The sequence below is a fragment of the Streptomyces sp. NPDC031418 genome (genome assembly GCF_055581605.1).
In genome coordinates this window covers 284,841-311,834 of record NZ_JBVIJC010000011.1, presented here as the reverse complement: position 1 = coordinate 311,834, position 26,994 = coordinate 284,841, and the positions used below count along the sequence as shown (strand labels likewise).

The window sequence follows — 26,994 nt, the reverse complement described above, 5'->3', positions numbered from 1 at the left end:
GGCCACGGGCGGCCGAGGGGCCCACTTCACCCTGGCCCCAAGTGTCCCTGCCGCGCACCGACTCGGTGGCTTAGCCTGGCCCCGGATCAGGTCAACGCCGACGCGATGCGAGGAGAGGTATGCCGGAGCCTGTCATCGAGGTCCTTGCGGACGCCGACGACGCCGTGGTCGGGGCGTTCCGGCGGCTGCTGCCCCAACTGGGGAAGGAACTGCCCGAGTTGACTGCGGAGTACGTCCGGGGTGTCGTGACGCATCCGGCGAACCTCGTGCTCGCGGCGCGTACCGGAGAAGGTGTGGTCGGGCTGCTCACCCTGGTCGTTCTCGCCCTGCCGACCGGGATCACCGCCCGCTTCGAGGACGTGGTCGTCGACGAGTCGGCGCGCGGCGCAGGCATCGGTCTCGCCCTCGTACGGCGGGGACTGGACCTGGCGCGGTCACAGGGGGCCCGGCAGGTCGACCTGACGTCCCGGCCGAGCCGTGCGGCCGCCCACCGTCTGTACGAGAAGGCCGGTTTCGTGCGGCGGGAGACCCATGTGTTCCGCCATCACCTCGAGCTCACCGCCGCCGCGGTTCAGTCCGTCACGGGAGTCAGTTCGAACAGGTAGCCGTTGGGCGGAACGGTGGTCGGCCGGACCGTCCGGCACTCCCAGCCGGACTCCTGGAAGGCCTCCCGCCACTGGTCGAGGGTGGGGAGGTAGTCGCCCATCAGCGCGTGTACGGCCTCGAAGCCGAGGGTGAAGAGGGTCGTGTCGGGACCGGGCAGTTCGCTGGTCCGTACGACGTCGCAGATGAACAGGCGGCGGGCCGCCGGAAACGCGGTGCGCAGCCTGCGCAGGGTGCGCACGCAGCTCTCGTACGGCCAGAAGTCGTGTCCCATGAAGACGCAGGTGACGGTGTCCACGTCGGCGAACTCGGGGCGCGGTTCGAGATCGAGGACGTCGCCCTGGAGCAGGGTGATCCGGTCGGTGAGGCCGGCGGCCTCGACGGACTCGCCGGCCAGTTGCACCGCCGCGGGGGATATGTCGACGCCGACTCCGCGGGCGCCGGGGTGGTTGCCGAGGATCCGGATGAGCCGCTGCCCGGAACCGCAGCCGAGGTCGGCGACCTTGCCGACGGGCGGGTCGGCCAGGATGCGGTCGAACAGCGGCTCGACCTCCTCGTCCCCGATCAGCCGGGAGCCGATGGCCACGGCCCGCATGTCGCGTTGGTAGAAGTCGCCGGTCCTGCGCTCCGTGCGGGCCACGTCCGGGGCGATGCTGAAGAGTTCGCCGCAGCCTTTGACCAGCCAGTAGAAGTAGCCGCGGGCCGCGTACGCCTCGGCGAAGAGCGCGCCGGGGATCACCACCTCGTCGTCCTTGACCTCGACGACCCGCGCCCAGTGCAGGGTGCGGTGCACGGCGCGGACCACGGTGTCGGAGAGGCTCTCGTCGCCGCCGTTGCCGAACGGCGCCTGGCCGTGCTCGGCGAGTCGGTCGAGGATGCCGAGCTGGTGGGCGGCGGACAGGGCGGCGGTGGCGACGTAGGACGAGAAGAGATCGGCGACCGGTCCGCGGACCCAGTCCGCAGCACCGCGCCAAGTACGGCCGCCGCCCCGACCCCTCAGGCGAGCGGGACCAACTGACCGTGCTGCGAAATCACTTCGGTGAAAGGGCGGAGGTCGTGGCTGCGCTGGCCGACGACCGGATCATCGGGTTCTGTCTGTTCCTCGATGCCGGAGACGTACGGCACGCGTGGTCGAACGGCACCGACTACACCGACAGCCGTTCCAAGGACACCCACTTCGAGGTGTGTTACTACCGGCCGGTCGAGGACGCCTATCGCACCGGCCGCAAGGAGCTGTCCTTCAGCTACGGCGCGGAGAGCACCAAACTGGAGCGGGGCTGCCGCCTCGACGAGGTGAGCGGCTTCGTCCTCCCACTGGACGACGGCGGCTTGGAGGCGGCGCACCGCGCGGCGCAGGCCCTCGCCGGGGGGCTCGCCCGTCCGGGCACGGGGACGCACCGTACGACGACAGGAGAGTGATGGACGCCGACGCCGGCAACGCCCGCAAGCGGCTGGGCATCTTGCGGGAGCGGGGCTTCCGGTACTACTGGACGGCCCGCGCCCTGTCCCTGATCGGGGACTACGCCTTCCGCACCGCCTTCGCCACGTACATCATCAGCGTCAGCGGCTCGGCGTCCACGCTGGCCACCGCGACGGCCGTGCTGCTGGTGCCCTCACTGGTGTTCTACCTGGTGGGCGGCGCCGTCGGAGACCGTACGGGGTCCCGGCGGGCGGTCATGGTCGGGGCCGACCTCGCCCGGTTCGTGATTCTCCTGCTCATCGCGGGGGTGACCTACTGGACGTCCGGCGTGACGCTGCTCGTCGTCCTCGCGGTGCTGATCGGCGTGGCGGACGGCTTCTTCCAGCCCGTGTCCTTCGCGTACATGCTGGAGATCACGCCCAAGGAGAAGCTCGTCGCCGCGAACTCGGCACTCTCCGTCGGCCAGCAGATCGGACTCATCGGCGGCCCGCTCGTCGGCGGGTTCATGGTGAGCATGGCGGGTGCCTCCGCGACGTTCGCGTTCGACGCCGCCACCTTCCTGCTCTCGGCGGTCCTGCTCCTGCTCGTCCGCACGTCCCGGCAGACCGGCGGGGAACGCGGCTCCGGCACCGCGCGGCCGGACCCCGTGGCCGAGGACGGCGCGGCTGGCGAACCGGTGACCGGTGTCCACCGGCTACGGCAGGTCGGCGCGGACGTCGCCCAGGCGGGCCGGTATGTGGCCGGGCTGCGCTGGCTGCTGGTCTCCCTGGTGGTCGGCGCCTGCACCAACGCCGTGTACGCGGGCGTCCTCGATGTGTCGGTGCCGCTGATCATGGCACCGGGTGGGACGTCCGAGGGCCGGTCGCTGGGCATGTTCTACGCGCTCCAGGGCATCGGCGCGCTGGCCGGGGCGGTGGTACTGGTCAGGCTGACGGTGCGCAGGGCGGGTCCGGCCCTGTTCCTCATGCTGGCCCTCATGGCGCTGTCCCTCGCGGCGACCGGCGTGCTCGGCGCCGGGGGCGCGCTGGCGATGGCCTTCGTCTACGGCATCGGCCTGCACTTCTTCAACTCGCTCTTCCCCAGCCTGTTGCAGGAACAGGTGCCGGAGTCCCTGCTCAGCCGCGTGGGCAGCCTGGCGTTTCTCGGCTTCAACGGCCTGATGCCGCTCGGCGCCCTGCTGATGGGCCCGCTGGTGGCCGCACTCGACGCCCGTGGCGCGGCCACCGCGGCGGGTCTCGCCGCCGCTGTCGCGAGTCTTGCCGCCCTGCTGTCCGGAGATGTACGCAGCCTCACCGCACGCGGCGCGAAGCCGGACACGGATGCGCGGCCGGGCCCTGCCGACGGCGACAAGGACGCCGTCGGCAGGGTCTGAGCCCTCCGTCCTCAGCTGCCGAACCCAACGAGAACAGGAAGATCATGCACAGGACGGAAGTGACCCCGCTGTCCGGGCCGTTCGACGGCGCCGGATGGGACCGGCTGGGCCCGGGCGCTGCGGTCCAGGGCAGCCGCTGGCTGCGGTCGATGATCAGCCGGCTGCCGGGCGAGCCGGTGACGGTGCGGTACGACGGCCCGAACGGCGCCCTCGCCTTCACCGGTGCCGTGGTCCGCGACGGCGACGCGTACGAGGCGTACAACCCCTGGGCGATCCTGCGCCGCAAGGATCCCGTCTTCCCCGAGGCGGAGTGCTCCGCCCGACGCGTCCTGCCGCAGCTCGGCGACGGACAGGAGGAGATACTGCCGGGACTGCTGCTGGTGGCACCCGGCTACCTCGGGGATCCGGTGGGGCCGGCCGCGCACCACCCCGAGAGCATGCAGCAGTGCCTCGCCGACGTCTGCGCCTGGGCACGCGGGGCGGGCCTGGCCACCGTGTCGGTGCTGTACACCACACCGGCCGCCTCCCGGGTCCTGGCCCCGGCGGTCGGCGCCCTGGGCGGCGACAGCTTCGATCTGACGACGCGTTCGATGATGCCCGTGACATGGGACGACGAGGAGGGCCTCGCAGCCGTCCGCTCCAAGCGGCGGCGCTTCGAGGTGCAGCGTCAGCTACGCCGCCTCGCGGAACACGGTTGCGTCATCGGGACGGGAGACCCCGACGAACTGTTCGACGAGGTGGTCGAGGGCAGGTGTGCCCTCCTGCGCTGGTACGGGCAGCCTGCCGACGAAGCGGCCGAGCGGCGCCGACTGCGCACCCTCATCGACTCCTTCGGCAAGGACCTGTTGCTCTACACCGCCCACCATGACGGCCGGCTGATCGCCCACGCGCTGTTCGTGTCCGACATGAGGACGTTGCAGAACGTGTACACCGGCACCACCGAGGCCGGCCGCACCATCCCGTACGCGCCGCTGGCCGTGACCTATCACGAACCGATGCGGTGCGCTACGCGGGAGCGCTACGACTGGATCGACTACGGGGTCGGCCATGGAGACACCAAGCGGTTGCAGGGCTGTGGCGCCGTACCGCTGACGGGACATGTGATCCCGCTGTAGTGGCGACCGTCAAGGTGGTGGACGTTCACACACCGACAGAGCTGCCCCCGCGGGCGAGTTCCCCGACCGGCGCCAGCACGTGTCCACCGTTGCCGGCGCACCACCACACAACCTCGCCGTCCCGCTCCGCGCCATGGGCTCCGAGGCCATGCCGGGGGCACACCGGCCAGACCTGCCATGTCAGTTCGAGCAGACTCTCCTGAACCAGGATCGTCAGGCTGGTCAGTGCCGTGGTCAGGTCGTCGCACATGTTCGGCAGGATGTGGCCGCCCCAGTTGAGCCTCGTACCATCGGCGAGTCGGACACCGGCTCCCGCCGGAAACAGATCATCCAGGACCTCGATCTCCGGTTCGCCTTCGATGCCACGTGTGGGCAGGTCGCGGGCGACGATCCGCAGCGCGTCGCGCAGCGTCTCCAACCGCTCGGGGGCGAGGTCGAAGCCCGGCTCGAAGCCCACGTCGTCCAGGATGCGCCAGGCCAGCGCCGTCATCTCCGTGCGGGACACCTCGGCCGGATCCCGCTCGACGACCTCCAGGATGGCGTCGGTGCAGTGGAACCGGTCGAGCAGTTCGCAGGCGAGAGCGACGACGTGGTGTGGATCGAGGCGGTTCTCACGCAGGCCGAGATAGACCCTTTGCATCAACTGCTGTGTATTCGCTTCGTGCTCGGCCATGGTGTCGCTCATCGGCCCAGTATGGAGGCGGCATCCTTGCGCGCGGTCGTCGGCGGAGGGGTGGACCACGACCTCCACCCCCGGCCCTCAGATCTCCACCCGATGATCAGCCCAGGGCCGAGGTCGGGGCACCGCGTCGCGGCGAAGGTGGATGCATGACAGCGAACATCGTGATCATGCAGTTGGCGATCCTGGCCGTGGTGCTCGAGTCGGATCTCGGCCGCCGCAAGATCGGCTGGTTCCGGGTGGGACGTCCGATCATCGGCGTCGCCCTGATCGTGCCCTTCTTCTTCACCTCGCTTCCCACCGGCGGCAACGACCTGCTGCTGCAAGGTGCCGGCGCGGTGGCCGGAGCGGCGCTCGGCCTCTTCTCGGTCTGCCCGCTGCTGGTGTCCGTCGACTACGCCCCGGAGTGGCGGCGCCGTTGGCCGCGCACCTCGCCCGCCCCGGGCAAGCCCGTCGCGATCAGCCGCTCGGGGGCCGGTTACGCCACGGTCTGGATCGCCGTGACCGCCGCACGGCTCGGCTTCGCCTACAGCGCTCAGCACGTTTTTCCAGTAGGGCTCGGCGTGTTCCTGACCACCCATCACCTCAGTGGCACCGGTCTGTCGAACGGCTTCATCTTCCTCTCCGTGAGCATGAGTCTGTGCCGCAGCCTGGGGCTGTGGATGCGAGGCCGCGCGCGCCTGGCCCGGACCATGACAGTCCTGGACACCACGCGGGCGACGGAAGCCGCGCGGTGATCCTCATCGCGCTGCTCCCCCCGGTCACCCGAACCCTCCGCAGCCCCGCGCCAACCCCGTCCTTCGTGCCGAAGCTTCTGGCACGCGTCCTGGATAATCAGAGCCGATGAGCATCGTCAGAAGGTTCAGCCCGACTGCGGACCACCCAGGGGTCGGCCTGAGCGGCATGATCCAAGCCCCCCGGGCGCGCGCAGTGGCCATGCTGGTAGGCCTGGGCGTGACCGTCCTCATCAACGTTGCCGCGCTCCCCACCGACCCCGGAATCGTGGCGCCTGTGGCCCTGGCCGCCGCCGCGCTGGCCTGGCTGGGCACGATCGCCGGCATCAGAGGTACCCGGGTGGCCGGGGTCGTCGCCGTGATGGGCGCGGCCGGGGCTGTGCTCACCGTCACGGATACCAACGGGCTGATCTTCACCGGCGTCGCGGCGAGCACGGCCGCCGTCGCATTTGATCCCGTGGCCGCCCTCGTGCTCTCCACCGCCGGCCCCTTGGCCTACTGCCTCGCAGCGATCCCTCGCGGGCCCTTCCCTGGGCACCTACTCGCCACCGCCACCGTGGCCCTCGCCGGACTGGCGGCCGGTGCGAGCCGACGCGAGATCGATTTACGAGCCCGGCACAGGACCCTGGTCGCCACCGAACGCCGGCGTGCCGAGCTCGCCCGAGCCGAGACAGCACTCGCCAGTGAACGCAACCGCCTCGGCCGCGAGCTGCACGATGTGCTTGCCCATACCCTGGGCGCCCTGTCCATCCAGCTCACCGCGATCGACACCCTCGCCCGCACCGACGCGCCGCGCGAGACGCTCCTCACCCAGATCGAAGTCGGTCACGAACTGGTCGGCACCGGCCTGGACGAGGCGCGCCAGGCGGTGCGCGCGCTGCGCGGTGAAGGCGAACCACTGGCCCAGCGGCTCGGCCGCCTCTGCGCACTGCACCAGGCTGAATTCGCGTTGAAGGGTGACAGTCAGGAACTCGATGCCGACACGACGCTCACCCTCTACCGACTCGCCCAGGAAGCGCTGACCAACGCGGCCAAACACGCCCCCGGCGCACACGTGAGCGTGCACATTGGCTTCGGCCCCGAAGAGGTGACCGTGAAGGTTGCCAACACCCGCCCCGCACCGGCCCCGTGTCCGGATGCCCCGGTGCCGCACGCCTCGGACCCGGAGACTGCCGCGGCGCCGCGCACGAGCGGAGGGCGGTTCGGGATCCAGGGCATGAGGGAACGCGTCCAGCAGGCGGGCGGCGACCTCCAGATCGGCCCCACGCCCGACGGCGGCTGGCTGGTCGCCGCACGCGTTCCCTACCGACACGGCAACCGGGCCCACCACAACGCCGAGAGTGACGGGAGTGACCGATGAACCCCACGCCGATCTCGGTGATCATCGCTGACGACCACCGCGTCGTACGCGAAGGCCTGGCCACCATCCTCGGCGCCGTCGAAACCGTACACGTAGCCGGGTTGGCAGCGGACGGCGCCCAGGCCGTCGACCTCGCCGTGGCGCACGACGCGGACGTGGTCCTGATGGACCTGCACATGCCCGGCGCCGACGGCGTCGAGGCCACGCGCCGGCTCAGGACCGAACGCCCGGCCACGGCCGTCGTCGTCCTCACCACCTATACCGACGACGACTCCATCCTCGCCGCACTCGAGGCCGGCGCCACCGGCTACCTCACCAAAAACGCCTCCGCCGCCGACATCCACCGCGCCATCGAGGCCGCCGTCTCCGGCCACGCCATGCTCGACCCGCTCGCCGCCGACCGCCTGATCCACGCCAGCCGCCGCAACGACCCAGGCCACCGCGAGAAGGACGCCCGCCTCCCGGACGGCCTCACCGAACGCGAGGGCCAAGTACTCGGCTTGATCGCCCAAGGGCTCTCCAACGCCGAGATCGCCTCCAGGCTGTACCTGAGCCGCTCCACCGTGAAGACGCACATCAACCAGATCTTCACCAAGACCGGCAGCCGCGACCGCCCACAGGCCATTGTGTACGCCCACCGTCACGGTATCCACGCCGAGGACGACCCACACCGGGCAGACAGCTGATACGCCGAGCCTCTCGAGGGCCGCCGGTCCGAGGAAGTCAGGCGGTGGCGAGGCCGGCGTGTAGCAGCAGCAGTTCCTGAGAACCGGAGGCCCAGGCGGTCAGGCCGCCCCGGATCACGCCGCGCTCCATCCTTGCCCGCCAGTCACGGCTTTTCCGCCAACCGTTGGATCTCCCTCCACCGCGGGGCGTCGTCGTCAGGGACATCCGGAGACGCGAAGTGGAAGGGCACGTGCAGGTGTTCGGCCAGCTCCCGGCCGGCCGTGGCGGCGGCAACGCCCGGTGGAGGGCCGTCACGTCGGTGGTGGACGGTCGCCAGGTGGCCCTGCCCCTCGGGGGCATCCAGGACCGCGACCAGGAGTACGAACCAGTCGTGGACCGTATCGCCGTCCCAGAACGCTTCCACGGCTGCCACACGGCCGGGGAGAGCCGTGGCGCGGGCTGCGAGCGAGGGGAGGTCCAGCGGATCGGGCGGCGTGCGCTGCACCCGGTCGCCCAGAGCCTCGTATCGCGCCTGGACCACGCGTTCTGCGTCGTGCAGGCCCACCCCCAGCGGTCGCAGCGCCTCCACAACGGTCCTGATCGCAGGCAGCCGGCGGTCGCGCAGCACGTCGGCATCGACCTCTCGGCAGGTTCGTTCCTCCAAGTAGTCCCACCAGCCGCTCACTCGGCCACCAGCCAGGACTTCAGGGTGCGCGTCATAGGTGCGAACGTACGTCATGGGTGTTGGCCGTAGACCAGCTGGTTGTGCATCACATTTTCAGCGGCAATCCCGCACGCCGAGGCTCTCCACTGGAAGTGGACATTCCGGTCCCTGTGGCGAAGGCGTTACATCTCCGTGACGCCCATAACGAACGAAACCGGCAGGTTTTGTGGCGTCAGTTATTCGGGGCGCGGCCCCACCGACCACAGCCAGACACGGAGAGTCGACCATGGGTAAGGCCACCACGTTCATGATGTCAGTTGCCGGCGTCGTACTGGCGGGAGTCGCCGGTGCGGGTGTCGCACAGGCATCCACCATCGCGCATCCGGCCGGCTCCGGCGCACCGTCCTCATGTCGCCCCGCCAACCTCACGACGAAGATCACGCCGGACGCCGGCAGCGCCGGGCACCGCCACTATCGGGTCACGCTGACCGCCGCCCCCAGGACCAGCGCCTGCCAGCTGGCCGGCTCTCCCCGCGATGTGAAGTTCTACAACCACAGCTCTCTGAAGGGCATCACCGCGAAGCCCTACGGCTCGCAGGGCACCAAGGTGACGTTCGGCCCCGGCCACCCCGTCCACTTCGACATCCAGGTGCCCAGTGCGTCCAAGGGCACGGCCGCCAACCGGGTCGTCTTCACCCTCAGGACCCCCGGCGGCGGGATCATCCCCGGTGACCAGGAAGCCGACGGCAAGCTGTCCGTGGGCTCCGGCACCCGAATCGGCCCCGTACAGCCCGGCGCCTGACCAACGCCTCAGAGCGAGGACGTGCCGGCCGAGGGGGCGGTGACGGGCGCCTGTGGCCGTAGCAGGTAGCACGGACTCGGCCAACGCCTCGGAGCACCCGGCAGCACACCCGGAAATCCGCCAGAGATTTTCCTTCTGCCAGCGGCAGAACACTGGTTCCACCGGGCTCGACGATCACTAGAGTCCAAGCTCATGACGACGGTGACAACGCGCACGATCGAATACGCGGCCGACGGTCTGACAATGGTCGGGCACCTCGCGCTCCCGGCCGGTGTCGACCGCCGGCCCGCGGTTCTGGTCGGGCCCGAGGGGACAGGGCTCAGCGACGTCGAGCGCCGCCGGGCCGATGCGCTCGCCGAACTGGGATACGTGGCGCTGGCCTTCGACCTCCACGGCGGACGCTATGTGGATGACCCCGAGGAGATGCTGGCCCGTTGCATGCCGCTACTCGCCGACCCCGACCGAATGCGAGGCATCGGCCACGCGGCGCTCGACGTGCTCCGCGCCGAGCCGCGGACCGACCCCGACCGGATCGCCGCCATCGGCTACGGCACCGGAGGCGCAATCGCGCTGGAACTCGGGCGCGACGGCGTCGACCTGCGCGCGATCGGGACAGTCAACGCACTGACCACGGGCCGGCCAGGCGAGGCGGCGCGCATTCGCTGCCCAGTGTGGGCCGGGGTCGGATCGGAAGACCCCATCATGCCGCCCGCTCAACGGAGCGCATTCACCGCCGAGATGCAGGCTGCGGGCGTCGACTGGCGCCTCGTGGTCTACGGCGGCGCCTTGCACGCCTTCCATCACCCACCGGTCGACCACACCGTGCGCCCCGGCGTCGGCTACCACGCCCGGCACGCGCAGCGAGCTTGGCGTGACATCGTCGACCTGCTCGCCGAGTGCCTGCCGATAACGGAGTGATCCGGTCAGCAACGGGGATCTCGGACCGCAGACATGCTTGCTCGGCTACGGCCGCTCCACGCACGAGTTTCGACGGCGGCAAGGTCGGCAGGACAGCGGGCGGGCGCTCGGGGCCGTGTAGGGTGGTTGTGTTCGTATTTGATCAGGGACTGGAGAGGGGAGGTGAGGTTGATGACCGCGTTCATGGCCACCGTGCGTAGCGTCCAGGTCTTCCTCACGTCCCGGGCCGTGGCCTGACTCTCTGTCCTGCCCTCGCTGAGAGCGTGAGCTCGCGGGGCCACCACACGAACGTCTCCCGAAACGGATCTTTCATCGTCATGGGCACTATGTGGTTCTCGCGCGCCGAAACCAGCGCCGACATCCCCATCATCCGCGACATCAACATCGCCGCTTTCCCCACCACTGCCGAGGCTGACCTCGTCGACAGCCTGCGCGCCGACCCAACCGCCTGGATCGAGGGCCTCTCCCTCGTCGCAGCGGACGAGACCGGCCGCCCGGTGGGCCACGCGCTGCTGACCCGCTGCCACATCGACAGCACGCCGGCCCTGTGCCTGGCCCCGTGCGCCGTCCGACCGGAGCAGCAGCAGAGGGGTGCGGGTACGGCGGCGATCCGCGCCGCCCTGGCCGCAGCACGCTCCCTGGGAGAGCGCCACGTGGTCGTCCTCGGCCATCCCGCCTACTACCCCCGGTTCGGGTTCACCCGTGCCTCCAGTCACGGCATCGGCCTGACCATCGATGTCCCCGACGACGCCCTGATGGCACTCAGCCTCGACGCCGGCCATCCGCTCCCCAGCGGGACCGTCCACTACGCCGCCGCGTTCGGTATCTGACCCAGCCCGTGCCGCGCGGGGCAATCTCCCGCGCGGCGCGCGCACCGGGCGCTGATCTCAGGGCTGCTCAGGGCTCCGCAGGGCTCCTCACCGTGAGGCTGCCCGTTCTCATGAACATCGAAGACGGCTCGATGATGGTGCCTCCCGAAGCCGGATTCGCTCGTCCTTACCGCGCCTGGCATGGGCGGACAGCGCTGGTCTGCCTTGCAGGCGTCACGCGGCGGCTGCCGCGGCGATCTGCTCGATCTCGGCGGGGGTGCCCGCCATGATGGTGCGCAGGTGTTCGGTGACCAGTTCCACCGGCCAGTCCCACCATGCCGCGCGCAGGAGCCGCTCGATGTCCGCGTCGTCGTAGCGGCGGCGGATCGGGCGGGCGGGGTTGCCGCCGACCACGGTGTACGGCTCGACGTCGGTGGTGACGACCGCGCCGGCCGCGATGATCGCGCCGTCGCCGATCCGCACGCCTGGCATGATCAGCGCCTGGTAGCCGATCCAGACGTCGTTGCCGATCACGGTGTCGCCCCGGCTGGGCATGCCGGTGACCAGGTCGAGGGTCCGTTCCGTCCAGCTGCCGCCGAACATGGTGAACGGGAAGGTGGAGACACCCAAGGTGGGGTGGGCGGCGCCCGCCATCAGAAAGCGGGTGCCGGCGGCGACCGCGCAGTACTTGCCGATCACCAGCCGCTCGGGCCCGTAGCCGTAGAGCACGTTCCTGCGCTCGAAGTCCGTGGCGCCGTCGGGGTCGTCGTAGTAGGTGTACTCGCCGACCTCGATCCGCGGGTCGGTGACCAGCGGGCGGAGCAGGACCACCCGGTCATGCCCGGGCAACGGGTGCAGCGCCTCGGGGTTCGGGATCGACACGGTCATGGCTGGGGTCCTTCCTGTCACCACACCACCTAATGCGACCGGAGTCGCGTTAATATCCTGGCAGTAGATCCACACCCCTGGCAAGCCTTAACGCGACTGGAGTCGACTTTGACTGGGAATCCGGAGACACCGCAGAGCAGGACGACGGGCACCAGGCCGGGAGGGCGAAGCGCGCGGGTCCGTGCCGACGTCGTCGCCGCGACCCTCGCCGAACTCACCGAGCATGGATACGACCAGCTCACGGTCGAGGCGATCTGCCACCGCGCCGGCGTCCACAAGGCCACCGTCTACCGACGCTGGGGCGGCATCGACGGCCTGATCGCCGACGCCCTCGCCCTCTCCGCCGACCAGCCCTGGCCCATCCCCGACACCGGAGACGTCGACGAGGACATCCAGTCGCTGGCCCACGAGGTGTACGCCACCTTCACCGACCCCGAACAGGGCGCCACCCCGACGGCCCTCATCAGCGCCGCGCTCCGCTCCGACCAGGGCGCGAAAGCACTCCACACCTTCTTCACCGCCCGCCACCAGCAGGCCGCCGAGGTCGTCACCCGCGCCATGGCACGGGGCCAGCTCCCCGACGACGTCGACCCGGCAGAACTGATCCGGGCCGCCACCGCCCCGCTCTACCACCGCCTCTTCATCACCGGAGAACCCCTCGACGAGCACGCCGCCCACCGCTCGGCCGCCGCAGCCCTCCTCGCCGCCCGCGCCGGCCTGTTCCGTGCGCCGGCACCCTGACCCCTCCCACCAGGACCAGCGACCGATGGCGATGCCGCCGGCGGCGACCGCGTCTCCGGCCGATCCCGGCACCCGGCCGGCACCGCAGGACGATCGACAGGCCTTGCGGGACGGCGGCGCCCGGCGCATACATTGGTCGCCCGCGAGGTGAACTCGCGCGCACCGCACGAGGGGGGAACGGATGATCGGAACCGTATTCCGCAGCCAGGACGTACCCGCGGCCGACCGGCTGGAGCACTGGCGGCGGACGCTCGACCGTATCCGCCCCAGTGACGTCACCAGCCCCCACGGCGCCGACTTCCGGGCAGAGGGCCGCCTCATGGAGATGGGGCCGGTGACCGTGCTGCCCGTGTCCTTCATGTCGTCGCGCTACCGGCGCAGCGCAAAGGCGGTACGCAGGTCCGATCCCCAGCACTACCACCTCACCCTGCTGCTCCAGGGGGAGATGGGCCTCGAGCACGCCGGGCACAGCGCGACCATCCGTCCGGACAGCCTGCACCTGGTCGACAGCTCACAGCCGTTCAACCTGTCGGTGACGGGTGCCGGACCGGACGGCCACGCCAAGGGAATCGGGGTGGACCTGCCGAAATCCCTCCTGCCGCTGCCACCGCACCGAATGCGCGACGTGCTGGGCCAGGCACTGCCGGGCAGGGAAGGCGCCGGGGCCCTGCTCACGGAGTTCCTCCTCAGCCTGCACCGGCAGGCCGACACTCTCCGGCCGGCCGATGCCCCGCGCCTGGGGACGGTCGTACTGGATCTTCTCTCCACCTGGCTCACGCACCTGCTGGACGCCCGGTCGTCCCTTCCCGCGCAGAGCCGCCGTACAGCGCTGCTGCGGTCGGTGCTGACGTTCGCCCAGCAGAACCTGCACGACCCGGAACTGTCCCCCTCCGTGATCGCCGCCGCGCACCACATCTCCCTGAGCTACCTTCACAAGGTCTTCCAGGAGCAGCTGCCGGGCCAGACGGTGGCCGCCTGGATCCGCGACCGGCGGCTGGACGGCGCCCGCCGAGACCTGGCCGACCCGGCGCTGCGCCACACACCCGTGCACTCCATCGCCCTGCGGTGGGGACTCCCGGACGCCTCCGGCTTCAGCCGGGCGTTCCGCACCGCCTACGGCCTGCCTCCCGGCCAGTACCGACGCCGGGCCCTGTCCGGCGGCGACTGAAAGCACGCCGCCGGCGCGCGCTGGAGTGTGGACGCACCGACAAGAGGATGTGCACTCCATGCCTATGGCCGGCGCGCCATCTCAGGGCATTCTCGATCACGCAGCAGACCGGGAGACCGGGCGCGCTCAGCCGGTACGGACCATACGGCGGTGCAAGGCCCCGGAGCCACGAGCGGCCTCGGCCACCGGGGCACGCGATCGGCGTCCCACAGATGCGAACGATGGGGGCAACAGCATGAACAAGCACCTCAGGCTAGGTGCCGTCACCACGGTCACCACAGCCGCTCCGGCACTCGGCGCGACACGTCGACAGCCGCCCCCTCGCCGGCACTTCGGAAGCAAACTCCAGGCGTACTGACGTACCGCCTTCTGCCACCCTGCGGAGCGACCGACACCCGGCCGTGGTGCTGGCTCCACTCCTCCGACGGTGGCACATGTGACTGTCTTCTCGCCCGGACCCGCGCAACCGGACGAGAGGTGAAGCTGACCGGCGGGACCAAGGGGATGTGACATCCCGTCCCGGCCTCACGGGGGTGGGCCAGGAAGACGTCCCGCCGGTCACCGGAACACATCCGACCGTTGGGGGCCCAACTCGTGGGCGCCGATCCGGTCTTCCAGGCGCTCGGTCGGGCGAGGTCGGTCCGGCCGCGGGCGGTGTCCGGGAAGGCGACGTGGTCGGCCGTGCGGTTGCCTTTTCCGGGCCGCCCGGGGGTCAGCCGTTGAGGTTCCGCATGAGCTCGGGGGCGTAGCGGTCGCCGGAGACGATGCCGCGCGGGGCGACGGCTTCGAGGGCGGCCACGTCCTCATCGGTGATCGTTACGGTGGTGGCGGCGATGTTCTCCTCCAGGTAGCGGCGGCGCTTGGTGCCGGGGATGGCGACCGCGCCCTGGTGCAGGACCCAGGCGAGGGCCAGCTGGGAGGGCGATACCTGCTTGGCGGCGGCGATGCGGCGGACCTCGTCGACCACGGCCAGGTTGCGGGCGAAGTTCTCGCCCTGGAAGCGCGGGTCGGTACGGCGGAAGTCATCGGCGGCGAAGTCGTCCGGGCTGGTGATCGCACCGGACAGGAACCCGCGTCCGAGCGGCGAGTAGGCGACCAGGCCGATCCCGAGCTCGTTCAGGGTGGCCATGACCCCGTCGTCCTCGATGCCGCGCTCGAAGAGCGAGTACTCGGTCTGGACCGCCGTGATCGGGTGGACGGAGTGGGCGCGGCGGATGGTCTGCGGGGCGACTTCGGACAGGCCGAGGTAGCGGACCTTGCCGGCGGCCACCAGCTCGCCCATGGCGCCGACGGTCTCCTCGATCGGCACCTGTGGGTCGACCCGGTGCAGGTAGTAGAGGTCGACGTGGTCGGTGTCCAGGTGGCGCAGGGAGCGGTCCAGGGAACGACGGATGTACTCCGGGCGCCCGTTGTGGCCGACGAGCGTGCCGTCGTCGGTGAACTCGATGCCGGTCTTGGTGGCGACGACGGCCTGCTCGCGGCGGCCGGCGAGGGCCTTGCCGAGGAGCTGCTCGTTGATGAAGGGGCCGTAGCTCTCGGCGGTGTCGAGCAGGGTCACGCCCAGTTCCAGGGCGCGGTCGATGGTGGCGAGGGATTCGGCCTCGTCGGTGCTGCCGTAGAAGGCGCTCATGCCCATGCAGCCGAGTCCTTCGGCGGAGACGGTCAGGCCCTGGCTGCCAAGGGTGCGGAGTTCCATGGTGATCTTCCTTGCTGGTGCGGGTCGTCCCGCGGGGTGTGGCTGGTTGGCTGTGTGTCCGGTCCGCTGCGTGGCCCTCTGCCCGGGACCGGGTACGGCCCGACGCCGGGTGCGGTGGCGGTGGGGCCGGGCAGTCAGGGTGCTGGTGCGGTCGCCGCGCCCGGCGTCGGCGGTGCACCCGGTGCGGGCCGCGGGGCGAGGCGGTCAGCGCACCCAGGAGCCGGTGAGGGCCTGGACGGCGGAGCCGTCGAGGTCGGCGAGGGTGGTGGCGACGAAGTCGCGGGCCCACTGCGAGGTCTGGATGCGGAAGGGCGGGTGGGCGACGGTCAGGGCGTCGACGATCGGGGCGGCTGCCTCGGTGGGGGTCTGGGCGTCGGCGAACGACTTCTGGGTGCGGGTGATGTAGGCCTCGAGCGCCGGGCCGTAGGGACCGGCGGCGGAGAGCAGCGCCGGGACGTCCAGGCCGAGATTGGCGACGAACTCGCTGGCCACCGCACCCGGCTCCACCACGGTGACATCGACGCCGACGGTGGCGGCGACCGGCGCGAGAGACTGCATGAAGCCCTCGACGGCGAACTTGGCCGCGCAGTAGGCCTCGTTGAAGGGCTGGCCGACGACGCCGCCGACGCTGGTGACGGTGATCACCCGGCCCTTCGACGCGCGCAGGTGCGGCAGGGCGGCCCGCGTCACCGCCACCACGCCGAAGAAGTTGACCTCCATGGCCGCGCGGACGTCGTCGACGCTGCTCTGCTCGATGGTGCCGACCTGGGCGGCGCCGGCGTTGTTGACCAGTGCGTCCAGGCGGCCGTGCTCGGCGACGACCTCGTCCAGGCAGGCGGAGACGCCGGCGGCGTCGGTCACGTCCAGGCGCTTGACCTGGATCCGGTCCGCGACACCCGCCTCGGCGGCGGCCTGGAGCAGGGCCTCGGCCTTGCCGGTGTCACGCATGGTGGCGATGGTCGTCCAGCCGGCCCGGGCGGTGCCGATGGCGGCGGCCAGCCCGATGCCGGAGGACGTACCGGTGATCAGAACCGTCTTCGGGGAGGTCATGCGGGTCTTCCTTGCCTGGGGAGGAGAACGGGTCCACACCCGTAACCGGGGAGTTCCCCGGTTATCTGGGGACGGTAACCGGGGAACTCCCCGGTTGTCCAGCTAGACTGGTCCCCGATGAAGGGAGCAGCCTTGACCAGCAAGCCGAGCGTGTTGCGCGCCGATGCCCGCCGCAACCGGGAGCGCATCCTCGAAGCGGCCGCGCGTGCCTTCTCCGAGAAGGGCCCGGACGTCGCGATCGACACCATCGCCAAGGCCGCCGGCGTCGGCTCGGCCACGCTCTACCGCCACTTCCCCACACGCGAGGCGCTCGTCGAGGCGGCCTACCGCAACGAGCTGGCCAGGGTCTGCGACAGCGCCGCGAAGCTGCTCGCCGACAACCCGCCCGACCGGGCCATCCGCCTGTGGATGGACGACTTCATCGACTATGTGGCTGCCAAGCAGGGCATGGCGGACGCGCTTCGGGCCGCGGTCGCATCGGGCGCGGACCCCTTCGCCGAGACCCTTGACAAGCTCGCCAACGCGATCGGCACCCTGCTGCGCGCCGGCGCCGACGCCGGTCTCCTGCGCCCGGACGTCGACCCCATCGATGTCGGCTTCAGCCTGGCGGGTGTCGCGCTGATCACCAGCGCTCCCGACCAACGCGAACGGGCCGGCCGCCTCCTCGACCTGCTCCTCGACGGCCTCCGGTACGGAGCGGACGGACCGACGTCCAGCTCGTGACCCGACTCCGGCCGTATTCACCAGCCGCACCATTGCGCAGCATCGAGTGCCGTGACCGGGAAGGTTCAGCGCCCCCAGTCACGGCTCTGGCAGGAGCGCCCGCCCCTGGGCAGCCCGCGCGAACGGCTTCCGGGGCGACGGACGTACGACCCCGGCCCCACGTCGCCCCGGTGTTCCAGCCGCCCCGGAACCACCTCACTCGTTCGCCCGCCGGAGAATCGGTTCTGCCTGAGCTGGGCCGGTGACGCTACGGGACTCCGTCGAGGGGCGGGGAAGAGGTCCGGTGCCACCCCACCTGAGCACTGGAGTCGACATGAAGCGTTTGGGGTTCTCCGTCCTGGCCACCGCCGCCGCCCTTGTTGTGGGCGGAGCCACGCTCGCGACGGCGCAAGGCGGTGACGCCGACAAGCCCGGCACGTCCGGCTCGCACGTCTCCGGCCGCGCGAAGCAGGCGACCGTCGGGCGCTACTGGGGTGACGACGTGATCGTCCAGCCTGGCAAGTACGGGACGGCGAGTGCGTCCTGCCCCGCGGGAATGGTGAGCACCGGCGGGGGCGGCTCCGAGGGCAACGCCAGCCAGAGCGGCGGCGAACCGTTCATGCTCGCCTCCTATGGCGGTCCCAACGGCTGGACGGTCGGTGTGAAGAACACAGACACTGTGGCGCGGCCGATCATCGCCTTCGTCGTCTGCATCACCCCCTGAGCCGCCCGGCGGCTGTACAGCACACGGCGGGGGTCTACCGAACTCTCGCGACATCCGGTGCGGCGCCTCGCAAGACGCCGGATCGGCCTCGTACTGGGCCCACTCGGTCGATACCCCGACGCCGCAACGCGTCCTGTCGGACCTCCCGCGATGAGTACGCCTTGTCCGCGATGACCGTGTCGGGTCTTGGCCGCGGCCGCCCGGCGCCGGTCCGAGGCACCCGCGCAGATTCCAGCACCGCTTTGAACACGGTGCAGTCACTGACGTTTCCGGGGGTGAGGACGACAGCCAGGGGCAGGCCCCGGCCGTCCCAGGCGAGATGGACTTTGGTAGTGGGCCCAGGTCCCGTTTTGCTCCCAACGGGCGAACCGCTCATGAACCGTCTGCCACGGCCCGTAGCGTTCCGGCAGGTCACATAACGCGCCGTTGATCACCGTCCGGTGGTCGCGCCACGGACGGCCGGGTCCATCGGCAGCCGGCAGCAGGGGCTCAGCGCCTCCCACGCCGCGTCCGTCAGCTCGCCGCGTCGTGTCACGTGATCGGTCACGAACTGGGCCTCATGCAGCCGTGGGCGTCTGCGTCTTGGCCTGGCGCACCCCGCGCAGGGCGCCGGACCAGGCGATCACTTGGTCGAGCATGGTGTCCACGGCGGTGTCGAGGCCCTCCTGAGGGACGAAGGTGCCGGTATGGAACGAGGGGTGTGTCGAGATGGTGGGCTGGGCGCGGACCGTGGCCACCTGGAGTTCGGCGAGGACGAGCCGCAGCGCTTCGGCGGCCCGGGCCCCGGCGACCCAGCCGCCGTAGCTGATGATCCCGGCGGCCTTGTCGTTCCACTCCCGGTAGACGTAGTCCAGGGCGTTCTTCAGGGCTCCGGGGAAGGAGTGGTTGTACTCGGGGACGAGGAAGACATAGCCGTCGAAGCTGTCGATCAGTGCGCCCCAGGCGCGGGTGTGGTCGTGCTGATACTGCTGGAAGTTCGGGTTGCCAGGCTCGTCGAGGTTGCCGAGGTCGTGGTCAGCGAGGTCGATGAGTTCGTAGTCGGCACCACCATGGGCACGGGCGGCCTCCAGTGCCCAGGCGGCGATCTGGTCGCCGCGGCGTCCGGGGCGGGTGCTTCCGAGGATGACTGCGATGCGAAGCGGCATAGTCTTCCTTCCCAGAGAGTTGTCACGTCAACTCTAGGTCGGAGTGAGTTGAAGTGACAACTCTGCTGGTCGCGGTATCCTCGGCGACATGACGGAGATGCGGTCGCTGGAACCCGAGGAATGGGAGTTCTGGAATACCTGGATGCGCGCGCAGCGCCTGCTCACCAGGGAGCTGGAGCGCGGTCTGCAGCGTGACTGCGACATCTCGAAGGCCGAGTTCAGCGTGCTGGTGACACTGTGGCAGGCCGCCGGCCGCGAGATGCGTGTCGGCGAGCTCTCCGCATCGCTCGACTGGGACAAGAGCCGCGTCTCACATCAGCTGACGCGCATGGAAAAACGCGGCTTCGTCAAGCGCACCCAGTACGGGGCCGATGGTCGCCGCGCGGGGATCGGGCTGACCGCCGAGGGGCGCCGCGCCGCCCAGAGTGCCATCCTCGTGCACGGCGGCAACATCCGCCGCCACTTCCTCGACTCCCTGACCCCCGAGCAGGCATCAGTCATCCGGGCATGGAGCGAGCAAGCAGTCGATCGCCTCGAGCCGCACCGCAGCGAGGCTGCCGGCGGCGGCGCGTCCTAGACCGCGCCCCGCGCCGCCAGCTCCGCACGAGCAACGGGGAACGCCGCACCGTCAGATCTGTGCCGGCGAGCAGTGCGGCGTGGCTGGGACGCCCAGTGTCGGCAGCAGGCAGGCTTGCCTTGCGCGTCTGTCTCTCTGGGCCATGACTTTCGTGACGCGTTCCCCATCTCACAAGCGCGCGACCAGATCCGGACCGGTCTGGGTGTTGACGTGGGCTTCGACCTGGCGGGCGGTGCGGACGGCCGGACGGCCGACCCCGGGTCGAGAGCGGTCGGTGCGCGGTTCCTTGGGGGGACCGGACGTACGGCGAAGGCCGCGTGGTGCGGCCCAGGCTCAGGAGAGGAGCAGCACACGGTCCCAGACGGGTTCGTGCCGTTCGCTGTCCGGCCCGCCCGGGCCGGGCAGTACCGAGAGCAGTGCGGCGGCCACGCCCGCCGCGCCCTCCAGGATGCCCGGGTTGTCCTCGGCCGGCGGTCGGCCGTACTGCGGGCCGGTGGCGCCGCGGGGGCCGGTCAGGTGCCGGTAGCCGTAGTCGGTCTGCTCGTCCCAGGCTGCGGCGAGCCGGCCGGCCAGCCGGTCGCAGTGGTCGAGCAGCGTCCGGTCGGCGGTCTGCTGCCCGAGTCTCCACAGACTCTGGAGGAAGCCCGCCTCGCCGTGGCAGACGGTGGGGCCCCTCAAACCGTCCAGGCTGTCCGGGCGGGCCAGTACCGCGTGGGTGCTCGCCAGCGCGAGCCGGCTCCAGGTCTCCTCGCCCGTCACCCGGGCGGCGCGCAGCAGGGCACCTGCGATGCCCACCGTGCCGTAGCACCAGGCGGCCCCCGCGGCGCCGGTGCGGGGCGAGGAGGGCGGGAGGCGCTCGCCGCGGGCCCGGGCCAGTTCGTCGTCCAGCGGGAGCCGGCGCTCCCAGTACGGCCCGTAGGCGTCGCGGTCGGCCCGCTCGGCCAGCCAGCCGCCGATCCGGCGCAGGGCGGCCGGCTGTCCGTCGACCGCCACTCCCAGCTCGGTACTGCGGGCGAGCAACGCCAGCGGGCCTGCGATGCCGTGGGCCGTCCCGAGGCTCAGGTCACCCCGTGGAAAGCGGGCCCGGTCCGCCTCGGTCGCCTGGCGGTGGCCGGGCACCCACCAGCCGGGCACCTCACGGCCGTCCACCCGCACCGGCCGGCTGACCGCGACGAGGTGGGCGAGGGTGGCGCGCAGTGCGGGCTCGGCCGTGGCGCGCTCCTCGGCGTCGCCGTCGGTGACCGCACTGAGCAGCACCCGGCCGACGCCGGCGGCGCCGGTGATGGCGTCGTAACCGGACCAGGACACTCCTGGTCCAGCGGGCTGGGCGGCGAGGCGGGCGATCTGCTCGGCCGCGACGTGTGCGGTCAGGGTGTGGCGCAGGCCCGGATAGTGTCCACCGGCCCGGGCCGCCGCCTGAACGGCCGTCAGTACCGCGGCCGGGCCGTGATGCACACCGAACGAGGCCGTCTTGGCCAGGGCCCGGGCCGCCGCCGCCAGCCGGCCGTGTACGGCGGGCAACCGGCCCGGATCGCGGCGCGCCAGTTCGGCAAGGAGCAGGGCGACGCCGGAACCGCCCTCGAGTGCGACGGCGGGGCCGGTCGGGCGCGGCTCGTCGGTGAGGGCGGCGGCCACCCGGTCGACGACGGCCGCGATCCGCTCGGTGCTGCCGGGCACTGCTGCTGTGGTCACCGCTGGTGCCTCCTTCGGTCGGCGTTGCCGGTCACGCAGGCGCGGGCGAGGGCGTGGACGCGCAGCTCGGCTTCCCGGTCGGGTCCGAGCAGCCGGTTGCAGGCCATGTGGAGCAGGCTCGCCAGCACCCCGGGCAGTGGCGACCAGCCGGCGCCGCGGGCGGCGAGCGCGTCCAGTTGCCGGCGATAGGCGCGCAGATGTACGGCCTGGTCGGCCAGGGCCTGCGCCAGTTGGTCGCCCAGCGGATGCCCGGCCAGAGCGGGCCAGCCGGCGGCCGGGTCGATCAGCCGCAGCCACTGCGTCCGGTGGGCCCGGAAGCCGGGGGGCGGCTGCTCGCCGGCGGCGCTGCCTGCCAGCCAGGCTGCGCCCGGCTCCTGGTAGCGGGTCGGTGTGTCCACCGCGGGGGGCGGCCCGAAGGCCTGCGCGATGGCGGCGAGCGACAGCGCGGCCAGCGTCTCCTTGTCCCACGGCACATCACCGCCTGCGCCGTGCCGGGCGATCCGCAGCATAGTGAGCGCGGTACGGCTGTCCGCGGCGAAGAAGCGTTCGACGGCCGCCTGGGCCTCGGGACCGCCGTAGCGCTCCCACTCGGGGTCGTAGCCGTCCAGCACGAACCGCCCGACGAGACCCTGGGACGTCCACTGCCGGACCGCAGTGTGCAGCGGCGGCAGCAGTGCGGGCCACAGGCCGTCGGCGGGTCCGTGGAAGCGCAGCCGGAGGTGGTCGTCCGGGTCCCGGTACCGGATGAAGAACCATCGGTCGACCAACTCGCGGGTTGCTTCCGGGAGTTCGCCGAGGAACGGGGCGAGATGGGCAGTCAGGAAGGAGTCCGTCTGCCGGCCGGCGAGGTAGAGCTTGGCGTACAGCCACTCGCCGCCGGGCTCGGCCAGCCGCGGCTCGGCCGTGCGGTGCTGGGTCGGGCGCGGCTGGGCCGGGTGCACCGCTGGGAGACGGGGTGCGGCCGTCGGCAGCCGGACGGGGGGTACGGCGGGGGCGAGCGGCGCGGCCATCGGTTCCCGGACGAAGGCCAGCGCCAGTTCGCAGTGGTGTGCCCGCTCCTCGGCGTCCCGCAGCCAGCCATCGGACCGTTTTTCCCCGCCGGGCAGCTCGACGGCGAGCAGATGGGGGTCCTTGGAGAGCGCGTCGCGCAGCAGCTCGCGGTGCCAGGACTCGGACAGGTCGACCGGCAGCCTGAGGTCGGCGCGGGTCAGCACCAGCTGCTGCGGTGCCCGCCAGCGCTCACGCCAGTGCCGTACGGCCTCGGCCCAGCCGGCCGGATCGAGCCCGGTGTGCTCGCTCAGCTCGTCCAGGCGCCAGGTGGCGGGTGCGAGCACCATCCGGCCGTACCGCACTCGGGGCCAGAACGGCGCGCTGCCGGCCGGTCCCCAGTCCCAGGGCACATAGGGGCGGTGAGCGTGACGACCGACCTCGATCAGGAATCGGGCGGCGTTCGGCGCCTGGCCGCGCAGGTCCATCGCGTGGTGGGCGTGCGGCAGCAGCCGGCGCCCGGTCGGCAGGTGCACGAGATACAGGTGTTCGAGGGTGGCGGCCACGCCGATCTCGTCCAGCGGTACGGCGGTCGCGGCGGGGTCCGGCGGCAGCCCGATGGTCACCTCGTGCGTTGCGGTGCGCGGGCTGTTGGCGACGTTGAGCGCCCGGGTGAGGCGCGGCTGGTAGGCGACAGCGAGGTGGATCGCGTCCGGCTGCTCGGGGAAGGCGAAGGCGGCCAGCTCCTCGTTGACCGAGCCGGCCAGTCCGGCGAACCGGCCGTACGTGGCGCCGGCCTCCAGCGCACCCGGTCCGCCACCGCTGACCAGCAGGAAGTCGCCTTCGGCCAGTGCCTGTTCGTCGGCGGCGACCAGGGTGCAGAACAGCTCGCAGGAGCGCGGCAACAGGTCGCGGTCCGGCTCCCCGGGAGCCAGGCGCGCCACCAGGTCGTCGTCCAGCACCACCTCCCGGGCGCCGTCGCGTAGCGCCTCGGCGGCCAGTCGGCCCAGCAGCAGCTCCCGCTCACGCGGCGGCCGCGGCGCGGGATCCTCGCTGCGGGACGAGGCCGGCCAGGTGTAGCCGGCCGGGGCGCCGGGGCCGACCGTGTCGTCCAGCACCTCCGGCACCGGGACGACGCGGTCGGGTCCGTAGCGCTCCAGGAAGTCGCGGTGATAGCCGCGCAGCGGCCCCGGGCCGGGCGCGGACAGCCGCCACAGCACGCCGAGCCCGCGGGCCGCCTCGTCGGCGACCGCGTGCGGCAGCCGCACCTCGGCGGCCAGCGCCAGATCGACGTGGATCAGCCGGTCGGCGGCGGCCAGCTGACGCATCCTCTCCTCCAGCGCGGCCAGCACCGCGCCGCGCTCGCCCCAGGTGGTGGCGGCGTCGTAGCGATCGCGGTCGGCGGCTATCGCGCGCAGGGCGGCCAGCAGCGGCAGCGGACGGCCGGCGGACCGCTCGGCGGCGGTCAGTACGTCGATCACACGGCTGAGCGGGTCACCGCCGTCCAGTACCGGCCGCAGCCCGGTGATCAGGAACTCCTGGCGGACCAGTGTGGCCAGCAGGGCGGCGGCCGCACCGGGTGGTGCGGTGGGGTAGCGGCGCTGAAGCTCCGCGGCGGCCTGCTGGCCGGTTGTGCCGACGGCGGCCAGTTCCAGCGCGGCGGCGACCACCGGCGTGAGCCGGACGGAGACCTCGCTGCGGGTGCTCTCGCCCGCGGTGGCACCGGGGTTGGAGGGCGCGGCCGTCACCAGCCGGCCGCCGCGCGGGATGGTCCCGGCATGGGTGTGCAGGCTCAGGTGCGGGAGCAGGTCACGGTCCTGCTCAAGCTGCTGGACCACGCGCAGCAGCCAGTCGAGGTCGACCCGGGTACGACTGCGGGCCGGGCCCCACCAGGACACCTTCGCCGCCGGGCCGTCGTCCGCGGTGGCGAAGCGGACCGGTGCGACGCCGGCGAAGCGCCCGAACGGGGTGCAACGCGAGCGCAGCCGGATCTCGTAGCGCAGCACGGAGACCACCGCACGACGCAGTTGGGCATCGGTACGACCGGCGAGAGCGGTGGGGTCGATGCTCGCGGCCACGAGGCTCGCCAGGCTGGGGCTGGCGACCCGGAGGGCGTCCATGAAGACGCCGTCGCCGGCCGCGCTGCTCAGCAGTCGCTCGCAGGCCGCGCGGTCGGTGGCAGAGGCGGTGGCCCAGGCGGCGCGGTCCTCGCGGCTGCGGCTCGGGGCCCGCAGCAGGGCGACCGGGGCGGTGCGGAAGAGCGGCTGGGGGGCGGGCGGCAACGGCATCAGTGGCAGTCCCTCGGTGGCGGTCCCTCGGTGGCGGGCCTTCGGTGGCGATCGCGGGCGTGGTCGGCTGGTCGGGCGCGGTCGCGGCTGGATGCACGGATCGCGGCCGGACGCGCGGGGTCGGGGTTCGGGGGTCGGCAGTCTTGGGGCCGCGGCCCGCGGGCCCTCAGCGGCCGGCCCCGTCTGGCATACGCCGTGGACGGAGCCGGCCTGCGACCTTCCCCCTCAGCAGCCGCACTGTGTGGGGAAGGTGGACCAGCAGGTGAGGCTGCTCAACAGCACCAGGTGGGGTAGCAGGAGGCGCAGGTGATGGAGGTGAACGCGGCCTCGGCTGCGTGGGTGTCGTCCAGCTCGATGCGGACGTCCAGGTCGAAGAGGTCATCGACCTCGGTGTCGGCGAGAACCGGAAGGGTGGCAGCGCTCATGTCGATCTCCTCGGAGTCGTTGTCGGAACGGTGAGCCGTGCGGCGGGACGCTAGCTTCGGCCCCCTGAGCGTCGCTTGACCCAAACGCGGCCGGGGCACTCCCCCGTCCCAGGGAGTGCCCCGGCCGCATTCGCCGGCGTGGTCGGTGTCAGTGATAGGTGTGGACGACGGCGTGGCCCTTGCCGCGGCCGATCAGCCACTTGTTGACGGGAGTGGTGAGCAGGAAGGCGATGGCCAAGCCGCCCAGCAGCGAGGTCCAGAACAGCGTCTCGTCCAGGTGAGCGTCCATCGCCCCGGGGACCAGCGCGATGATGCCGTTGTCGACCAGCTCCATCACCCCGATCGAGACGGTGTCCGCGGCCAGCGCGACCTTGATCGCGGTCTTGAGATCCAGGCGGGCGCGTCGTACGGCGAACAGCGTGAACGAGTAGCCGAAGACGAACGCCAGCAGGGTCGCCAGGACCATCGTCTGCACGTTGCCCCACGTCAAGGCGGTGCCGATGGCCATGCCGAGGATCTCGCCGATGGCGCACCCGGTCAGGCAGTGCAGGGTCGCCTTCGCCGCCGTCCCCCACGAGGTGCCTTGGGGCCCGCCGTGATGGTCCTCGTGCACGGCGTGGGCGTGGTGGGCTACGTGGTCGTGAGCGGCACCGGCGTGGTGCGTGCTGTGGTCCATGACCTTCATCCCCAATCCTGTCGAATGAGGTCCGTTCCCGGCCCCCACACCCTCAACCGCATACCCCCCGGGGGTATTCCTCGCATCGCGGAACGCTTCGACGAGACCGGCACACCCAAGGTGGGCTGCGGCCAGATCTCGTCTCGTCCTTCCCAGCTACAGTCCGGCGGGAGTGGTCATGTGCCGTGTCGGGACAGGGCGGCGGCTTCTGCCTCCTCGGGCGTCCAGCCCGGTCAGTTCAGCAGGGCAGCCGTGAACGTGTTGCGGTGGTCCACCAGCCACGTCTGCATGCGGTCCCACCGTTCCCATCCACCACGCTCGGCCAGCGCCTGAAGATAGACGGGGTCACCGTCCGCCACCCGGCGAGTGACAAAGGCTCGGCAAACCTCGGTGGCCTGCTCGATGACGCCGGGCAACTCCGCGCGGTCCCCCGCCGAGAGGCCATAGCTGTCGGCAAGGATCCGCAGCCGTGCGGGCGCATCCAGCCCAGAGGGGTAGTAAGCAGCTGCCGACCCGGGATCGAGCATGGGCACCCAGTAGCGTGCGGCCATGGCGATGTCCCAAAGGGGTCGGCCCGGGGCCGCCAAGTCGAAGTCGATCAGGGCAACGGCACGACCGTCACGGAAGACGACGTTCTCCGGGCACACGTCGTTGTGGCACAGCATCGTTCCCCCCTCCGGGTCAGCCAGGTCCGAGGACCACTCGGCTCGGGTGTCGACCGCCACGGCCGCGCTGGTCTCATGCAAGCGCCGCAGCAGGCTCCCCACCGATGCGAGAGCGGCCTTCGTCATCGCCCAGTCCGGGAACGGCGGCAGAGCCACATCGCCTGGGATGAAGGAAAGCTGCTCGCGGCCATCCGCAGTGAGACCGACAGGGGCCGGCGCCGCGTCGAAGCCGTGGTCCTTCAGCGCGAGGAGATAGGCATGAAGGGCGCGCGCGTTGCGTGGCGCCGGGCGCTCAACGAGCGCACCCTGGCGGAAGACCGCCCCCGCGTTCGCCATCCCGCCGACCAGCGCATCACCCTCAGCCCTCATGACGATCACGGTATCGCCGGATCGACCCCCTGCGGGCCGATCCGAGAACCCGGTGCGAC

Annotated in this window: 27 protein-coding genes and 2 pseudogenes; 16 read left to right on the top strand and 13 right to left on the bottom strand. The window is 71.5% G+C overall.

Features of this window, described 5'->3' with window-relative positions; genetic code table 11:
• The first annotated feature begins 119 nt into the window (after nucleotides 1-119).
• Nucleotides 120-605 (top strand): GNAT family N-acetyltransferase, encoded by a 486-nt coding sequence (locus tag ACZ5CZ_RS19120; RefSeq protein ID WP_468944163.1) that lies wholly within the window; start codon nucleotides 120-122, stop codon nucleotides 603-605.
• Here the strand turns inward: ACZ5CZ_RS19120 and ACZ5CZ_RS19115 are convergent.
• Nucleotides 572-1,396, bottom strand: coding sequence for an SAM-dependent methyltransferase (locus ACZ5CZ_RS19115; RefSeq protein WP_468944160.1), 825 nt, complete (start codon nucleotides 1,394-1,396; stop codon nucleotides 572-574). The genes ACZ5CZ_RS19120 and ACZ5CZ_RS19115 overlap by 34 nt on opposite strands.
• Here ACZ5CZ_RS19115 and ACZ5CZ_RS19110 point away from each other — a divergent pair.
• From ACZ5CZ_RS19110 to ACZ5CZ_RS19095, 4 genes and pseudogenes are all read left to right on the top strand, one after another.
• Nucleotides 1,391-1,621 (top strand): hypothetical protein, encoded by a 231-nt coding sequence (locus ACZ5CZ_RS19110; protein WP_385847263.1) that lies wholly within the window; start codon nucleotides 1,391-1,393, stop codon nucleotides 1,619-1,621. The two genes, ACZ5CZ_RS19115 and ACZ5CZ_RS19110, sit on opposite strands and share 6 nt — an antisense overlap.
• A pseudogene (locus tag ACZ5CZ_RS19105) lies at nucleotides 1,522-2,022 on the top strand (GNAT family N-acetyltransferase); the annotation flags it as partial. The gene ACZ5CZ_RS19110 and the pseudogene ACZ5CZ_RS19105, both read left to right, overlap by 100 nt.
• Entirely contained in the window at nucleotides 2,022-3,395 is a 1,374-nt protein-coding gene (locus tag ACZ5CZ_RS19100) for an MFS transporter (protein WP_468944156.1), read from the top strand. The pseudogene ACZ5CZ_RS19105 and the gene ACZ5CZ_RS19100, both read left to right, overlap by 1 nt.
• Nucleotides 3,396-3,439: 44 nt before the next feature.
• The gene (locus ACZ5CZ_RS19095) at nucleotides 3,440-4,510 is read left to right on the top strand and encodes a GNAT family N-acetyltransferase (RefSeq protein ID WP_468944153.1); all 1,071 of its coding nucleotides are present in this window, start codon (nucleotides 3,440-3,442) and stop codon (nucleotides 4,508-4,510) included.
• A 25-nt stretch (nucleotides 4,511-4,535) separates the two neighbouring features.
• Here the strand turns inward: ACZ5CZ_RS19095 and ACZ5CZ_RS19090 are convergent, their stop codons facing one another.
• Entirely contained in the window at nucleotides 4,536-5,195 is a 660-nt protein-coding gene (locus ACZ5CZ_RS19090) for a hypothetical protein (protein ID WP_468944150.1), read from the bottom strand.
• A gap of 143 nt (nucleotides 5,196-5,338) precedes the next feature.
• On the opposite strand from ACZ5CZ_RS19090, the gene ACZ5CZ_RS19085 reads away from it, so the two are divergent.
• From ACZ5CZ_RS19085 to ACZ5CZ_RS19075, 3 genes are all read left to right on the top strand, one after another.
• Nucleotides 5,339-5,926 carry a hypothetical protein gene (locus ACZ5CZ_RS19085; protein ID WP_468944147.1) on the top strand — a complete coding sequence of 196 codons (588 nt, stop codon included), beginning with the start codon at nucleotides 5,339-5,341 and terminating at the stop codon, nucleotides 5,924-5,926.
• A 106-nt stretch (nucleotides 5,927-6,032) separates the two neighbouring features.
• On the top strand, nucleotides 6,033-7,283 hold the full coding sequence (locus tag ACZ5CZ_RS19080) for a sensor histidine kinase (protein WP_468944144.1): 1,251 nt from the start codon (nucleotides 6,033-6,035) through the stop codon (nucleotides 7,281-7,283).
• Complete coding sequence (locus ACZ5CZ_RS19075; protein ID WP_468944142.1) at nucleotides 7,280-7,969, top strand: response regulator; 690 nt, start codon at nucleotides 7,280-7,282, stop codon at nucleotides 7,967-7,969. The genes ACZ5CZ_RS19080 and ACZ5CZ_RS19075 overlap by 4 nt, the downstream gene beginning before the upstream one ends.
• A gap of 143 nt (nucleotides 7,970-8,112) precedes the next feature.
• Here ACZ5CZ_RS19075 and ACZ5CZ_RS19070 read toward each other — a convergent pair whose 3' ends face one another.
• Nucleotides 8,113-8,688, bottom strand: a complete 576-nt coding sequence (locus ACZ5CZ_RS19070; RefSeq protein ID WP_468944140.1) for a hypothetical protein — start codon at nucleotides 8,686-8,688, stop codon at nucleotides 8,113-8,115.
• 211 nt (nucleotides 8,689-8,899) lie between these two features.
• Here ACZ5CZ_RS19070 and ACZ5CZ_RS19065 point away from each other — a divergent pair, with 211 nt between their 5' ends.
• The 3 genes from ACZ5CZ_RS19065 to ACZ5CZ_RS19055 all read left to right on the top strand — a co-directional run bounded on the left by ACZ5CZ_RS19065 (nucleotide 8,900) and on the right by ACZ5CZ_RS19055 (nucleotide 11,163).
• On the top strand, nucleotides 8,900-9,415 hold the full coding sequence (locus ACZ5CZ_RS19065; RefSeq protein ID WP_468944137.1) for a DUF4232 domain-containing protein: 516 nt from the start codon (nucleotides 8,900-8,902) through the stop codon (nucleotides 9,413-9,415).
• 192 nt (nucleotides 9,416-9,607) lie between these two features.
• Entirely contained in the window at nucleotides 9,608-10,333 is a 726-nt protein-coding gene (locus ACZ5CZ_RS19060) for a dienelactone hydrolase family protein (protein ID WP_468944134.1), read from the top strand.
• Between the two features lie 317 nt (nucleotides 10,334-10,650).
• Nucleotides 10,651-11,163 carry a GNAT family N-acetyltransferase gene (locus ACZ5CZ_RS19055; RefSeq protein ID WP_468944132.1) on the top strand — a complete coding sequence of 171 codons (513 nt, stop codon included), beginning with the start codon at nucleotides 10,651-10,653 and terminating at the stop codon, nucleotides 11,161-11,163.
• Between the two features lie 213 nt (nucleotides 11,164-11,376).
• Here the strand turns inward: ACZ5CZ_RS19055 and ACZ5CZ_RS19050 are convergent, their stop codons facing one another.
• The gene (locus ACZ5CZ_RS19050) at nucleotides 11,377-12,030 is read right to left on the bottom strand and encodes a CatB-related O-acetyltransferase (RefSeq protein WP_385847278.1); all 654 of its coding nucleotides are present in this window, start codon (nucleotides 12,028-12,030) and stop codon (nucleotides 11,377-11,379) included.
• A 108-nt stretch (nucleotides 12,031-12,138) separates the two neighbouring features.
• Between ACZ5CZ_RS19050 and ACZ5CZ_RS19045 the strand changes: the two genes are divergently transcribed.
• Both ACZ5CZ_RS19045 and ACZ5CZ_RS19040 read left to right on the top strand, forming a co-directional pair.
• The gene (locus ACZ5CZ_RS19045; RefSeq protein ID WP_385847279.1) at nucleotides 12,139-12,771 is read left to right on the top strand and encodes a TetR/AcrR family transcriptional regulator; all 633 of its coding nucleotides are present in this window, start codon (nucleotides 12,139-12,141) and stop codon (nucleotides 12,769-12,771) included.
• Nucleotides 12,772-12,952: 181 nt separating this feature from the next.
• Nucleotides 12,953-13,939, top strand: a complete 987-nt coding sequence (locus ACZ5CZ_RS19040; protein WP_468944128.1) for a helix-turn-helix domain-containing protein — start codon at nucleotides 12,953-12,955, stop codon at nucleotides 13,937-13,939.
• A 712-nt stretch (nucleotides 13,940-14,651) separates the two neighbouring features.
• Here the strand turns inward: ACZ5CZ_RS19040 and ACZ5CZ_RS19035 are convergent.
• Both ACZ5CZ_RS19035 and ACZ5CZ_RS19030 read right to left on the bottom strand, forming a co-directional pair.
• Entirely contained in the window at nucleotides 14,652-15,635 is a 984-nt protein-coding gene (locus tag ACZ5CZ_RS19035) for an aldo/keto reductase (RefSeq protein ID WP_385847280.1), read from the bottom strand.
• A gap of 204 nt (nucleotides 15,636-15,839) precedes the next feature.
• Nucleotides 15,840-16,685 carry an SDR family oxidoreductase gene (locus tag ACZ5CZ_RS19030; RefSeq protein WP_385847281.1) on the bottom strand — a complete coding sequence of 282 codons (846 nt, stop codon included), beginning with the start codon at nucleotides 16,683-16,685 and terminating at the stop codon, nucleotides 15,840-15,842.
• Nucleotides 16,686-16,817: 132 nt separating this feature from the next.
• Between ACZ5CZ_RS19030 and ACZ5CZ_RS19025 the strand changes: the two genes are divergently transcribed.
• Nucleotides 16,818-17,408, top strand: a complete 591-nt coding sequence (locus tag ACZ5CZ_RS19025) for a TetR/AcrR family transcriptional regulator (RefSeq protein WP_468944123.1) — start codon at nucleotides 16,818-16,820, stop codon at nucleotides 17,406-17,408.
• Nucleotides 17,409-17,721: 313 nt separating this feature from the next.
• On the top strand, nucleotides 17,722-18,111 hold the full coding sequence (locus tag ACZ5CZ_RS19020) for a hypothetical protein (RefSeq protein WP_385847284.1): 390 nt from the start codon (nucleotides 17,722-17,724) through the stop codon (nucleotides 18,109-18,111).
• A 34-nt stretch (nucleotides 18,112-18,145) separates the two neighbouring features.
• Here the strand turns inward: ACZ5CZ_RS19020 and ACZ5CZ_RS19015 are convergent.
• Nucleotides 18,146-18,646 (bottom strand): annotated as a pseudogene (locus ACZ5CZ_RS19015) (transposase).
• Nucleotides 18,647-18,668: 22 nt separating this feature from the next.
• The gene (locus ACZ5CZ_RS19010) at nucleotides 18,669-19,256 is read right to left on the bottom strand and encodes an NADPH-dependent FMN reductase (protein ID WP_385847285.1); all 588 of its coding nucleotides are present in this window, start codon (nucleotides 19,254-19,256) and stop codon (nucleotides 18,669-18,671) included.
• A gap of 88 nt (nucleotides 19,257-19,344) precedes the next feature.
• Here ACZ5CZ_RS19010 and ACZ5CZ_RS19005 point away from each other — a divergent pair, with 88 nt between their 5' ends.
• Nucleotides 19,345-19,833 (top strand): MarR family winged helix-turn-helix transcriptional regulator, encoded by a 489-nt coding sequence (locus tag ACZ5CZ_RS19005; RefSeq protein ID WP_468944121.1) that lies wholly within the window; start codon nucleotides 19,345-19,347, stop codon nucleotides 19,831-19,833.
• A 333-nt stretch (nucleotides 19,834-20,166) separates the two neighbouring features.
• On the opposite strand, the gene ACZ5CZ_RS19000 is transcribed toward ACZ5CZ_RS19005, so the two are convergent.
• The 5 genes from ACZ5CZ_RS19000 to ACZ5CZ_RS18980 form a co-directional block, all read right to left on the bottom strand.
• The gene (locus tag ACZ5CZ_RS19000) at nucleotides 20,167-21,525 is read right to left on the bottom strand and encodes a lanthionine synthetase C family protein (protein WP_468944119.1); all 1,359 of its coding nucleotides are present in this window, start codon (nucleotides 21,523-21,525) and stop codon (nucleotides 20,167-20,169) included.
• A complete protein-coding gene (locus ACZ5CZ_RS18995) occupies nucleotides 21,522-24,800 on the bottom strand; it encodes a lantibiotic dehydratase (protein ID WP_468944117.1) in 3,279 nt (1,092 codons plus the stop codon). The genes ACZ5CZ_RS19000 and ACZ5CZ_RS18995 overlap by 4 nt, the downstream gene beginning before the upstream one ends.
• 272 nt (nucleotides 24,801-25,072) lie before the next feature.
• Complete coding sequence (locus ACZ5CZ_RS18990) at nucleotides 25,073-25,225, bottom strand: FDLD family class I lanthipeptide (protein WP_385847291.1); 153 nt, start codon at nucleotides 25,223-25,225, stop codon at nucleotides 25,073-25,075.
• Nucleotides 25,226-25,373: 148 nt separating this feature from the next.
• On the bottom strand, nucleotides 25,374-25,901 hold the full coding sequence (locus ACZ5CZ_RS18985) for a DUF4396 domain-containing protein (protein WP_468944114.1): 528 nt from the start codon (nucleotides 25,899-25,901) through the stop codon (nucleotides 25,374-25,376).
• A gap of 233 nt (nucleotides 25,902-26,134) precedes the next feature.
• Complete coding sequence (locus ACZ5CZ_RS18980) at nucleotides 26,135-26,935, bottom strand: phosphotransferase (RefSeq protein ID WP_468944111.1); 801 nt, start codon at nucleotides 26,933-26,935, stop codon at nucleotides 26,135-26,137.
• Nucleotides 26,936-26,994: the final 59 nt, after the last annotated feature.